This is a genomic window from Halobellus salinus, assembly GCF_014646875.1.
Taxonomy (GTDB): Archaea; Halobacteriota; Halobacteria; order Halobacteriales; family Haloferacaceae; genus Haloquadratum; species Haloquadratum salinum.
This window is the reverse complement of record NZ_BMOC01000041.1, coordinates 1-2,760: the sequence shown is the minus strand read 5'-3', so window position 1 is coordinate 2,760 and position 2,760 is coordinate 1. Positions and strand designations below refer to the sequence as shown.

The window sequence follows — 2,760 nt, the reverse complement described above, 5'->3', positions numbered from 1 at the left end:
GGGTGCTTTGCAGCGTTCGCTCGCGCTACTTGTTCGCTATCGGTCTCGAGGAGTGTTTAGTCTTCGCAGGTGATGCCTGCGGAATTCACGGGGGATATCCAACCCTCGCTACTCTGGAGTCGGTCCGGGATTTCGCGGGTGGAATACGGGGCTGTCACCCTGTGTCGCACTCCGTTCCAGGAGATTTTTTCCATCGTTGAGATCCGTTGTGACCGGTCCGAACACCACATTGCCCGTGAGGGCTTCGGTTTGGACTGTGTCGTGTTCACTCGCGGTTACTAACGACATCACGGTTGTTTTCTGGTCCTGCTCCTACTGAGATGTTTCAATTCGGAGCGTTCCCCATTGCGCGAAGCAATTGCGGTGGGGATTCCCATTCGGAGATCCTGAGTTCTTTGTCTCCGTGCGACTCCCTCAGGCTTTTCGCAGCTTGGCACGTCCGTCGTCGGCTCTCGAGCCGAGCCATTCACCAGCCAGTACAGTAGCCAGTCAATTCGAGGTGATCACTCGCGGTGAGTGGTCACGCTGAATCGAGTGGAGTGTTGTGACGTGTGACTGTCATCTGCGACAGTCGCAGTCTCGGTTGGTGTCTCAGGCGTGTGCTTGAGACGGATGTCTCGGGTGTAGTTCCCGAGACGAGTGTCGTTGTTCCGGGTATGGAGGCCCGGAACGGTTCGCTGTTGCTGTTGGTGATCTGAGACGTCCACAGTTGCCGTCAGTGAAGACGGGTTCAGTGGGCGTCTGGATTGCGCGCGTACAACGGTCGTCATCGAACGTCCGGTGGCTGCCGGAGCGTCCGTCGAACCCTTCCTATCCGCGCTTTCGCGGGATAGTGCATCAGTTCGTGTCCACTCCAGTCGAGTTGTCGCGACCGGTTAAGGGTCGCGATTCGTCGACGGGTGTGGGGTATGGACCCGCTGGGAGTTGAACCCAGGGCGTCCTCCTTGCAAAGGAGGTGCTCTACCGCTGAGCTACGGGCCCAGTTAGCCTTGGTGGTTCTACGGTGCCTGTCCGGCGTCGATCGAGTTCGCCACGAACGGACGGTGCAACGAGTGTAGTGCAGTACGGTGCAGTGGGGTGTGAATCCGGGCTGCAGTGAGCCAGGCGCGACGGCCTGGTCTCGGTCTGTAGGAGGTGATCCAGCCGCAGATTCCCCTACGGCTACCTTGTTACGACTTAAGCCCCCTTGCGAAGCCCAGATTCGACCGTGGTGACACGGCCTCATCCGGACCTCACTCGGGTGCTTTGACGGGCGGTGTGTGCAAGGAGCAGGGACGTATTCACCGCCGTCTGGTGAACGGCGATTACTACCGAATCCAGCTTCGTGAGGGCGAGTTTCAGCCCTCAGTCCGAACTACGACCGGGTTTCTGAGATTAGCGCCCTCTTTCGAGGTGGCGACCCATTGTCCCGGCCATTGTAGCCCGCGTGTAGCCCAGCCCATTCGGGGCATACTGACCTACCGTTGCCCGTTCCTTCCTCCAGTTTGGCACTGGCAGTCCTCCTAATGTACCCAGCCAGTCGAGACTGCTGCTGGCAATTAGGAGTGCGGGTCTCGCTCGTTGCCTGACTTAACAGGACGCCTCACGGTACGAGCTGACGGCGGCCATGCACCTCCTCTCTACAGCTCGTGGTGAGGTCATCAACCTGACCGTCATTACTGTAGTCGGGGCTGGTGAGATGTCCGGCGTTGAGTCCAATTAAACCGCAGGCTCCTCCGGTTGTAGTGCTCCCCCGCCAATTCCTTTAAGTTTCATCCTTGCAGACGTACTTCCCAGGCGGTTCGCTTCTCGGCTTCCCTACGGCACAGCACTCGCTCGTAGCGAGTGCCACACCTAGCGAACATCGTTTACGGCTAGGACTACCCGGGTATCTAATCCGGTTCGAGACCCTAGCTTTCGTCCCTCACTGTCGGAGCCGTCTTCTCGAGGTGCTTTCGCCATCGGTGGTCCGTTCGGGATTACAGGATTTCACTCCTACCCCGGACGTACCCCTCGAGCCTTCCGGTCCCAAGCCTTGTAGTTTCCGCCGGACGCCCATCAGTTGAGCTGATGGATTTCCCGACGGACTTGCGAGGCCAGCTACGGACGCTTTAGGCCCAATAAGATCGGCCATCACTTGAGCTGCCGGTATTACCGCGGCGGCTGGCACCGGTCTTGCCCAGCTCTTGATACTGTACTACCCTACAGTACAGGATAGCGAGGACGATATGCCCTCGCACTTGGAGTCCCCTTATCGCACTGGCGTGCAGTGTAAAGGTTTCGCGCCTGCTGCGCCCCGTAGGGCCCGGAATCTTGTCTCAGATTCCGTCTCCGGGCTCTCGCTCTCACGACCCGTACCGATTATGGGCACGGTGGGCCGTTACCCCACCGTCTACCTAATCGGCCGCAGCCTCATCCTTCAGCGCCGGAAGGCGTTTGGGCCTCTCGACGGTTCCAGTGTGAGAGGGGTATGACGGATTAGCCTCAGTTTCCCGAGGGTGTCCGTCGCTGAAGGGTAGATTGGCCACGTGTTACTGAGCTATGCGCCACGAGTGTGAACTCGTACGACTAGCATGGCTAAATCGGACTCCAATAGCAATGGCCTCCGGCAGGATCAACCGGAATGGGTTCCCAGCGCGAGGCTGGGAGGGTTGGCGGGATTTCTCCCCGTAGCGGGGAGGAATCACCAAGTTGTGGATTGCACAAATCCTACTGCATCGCGTCATATTGCATTGGTTGCGTGGTCCGTTGTGGTGAGTTCGGTGGACACCGGACAGGTGT

General features: G+C 58.8%; 1 tRNA gene and 2 rRNA genes. All 3 read right to left on the bottom strand.

Annotated features, from left to right (window positions below):
- Positions 1-494, bottom strand: a 23S ribosomal RNA gene (locus IEX72_RS14995); the annotation flags it as partial.
- Between the two features lie 415 nt (positions 495-909).
- Positions 910-981: transfer RNA gene (locus tag IEX72_RS14990), tRNA-Ala, on the bottom strand.
- A 148-nt stretch (positions 982-1,129) separates the two neighbouring features.
- Positions 1,130-2,604, bottom strand: a 16S ribosomal RNA gene (locus IEX72_RS14985).
- Between the last annotated feature and the right edge of the window lie 156 nt (positions 2,605-2,760).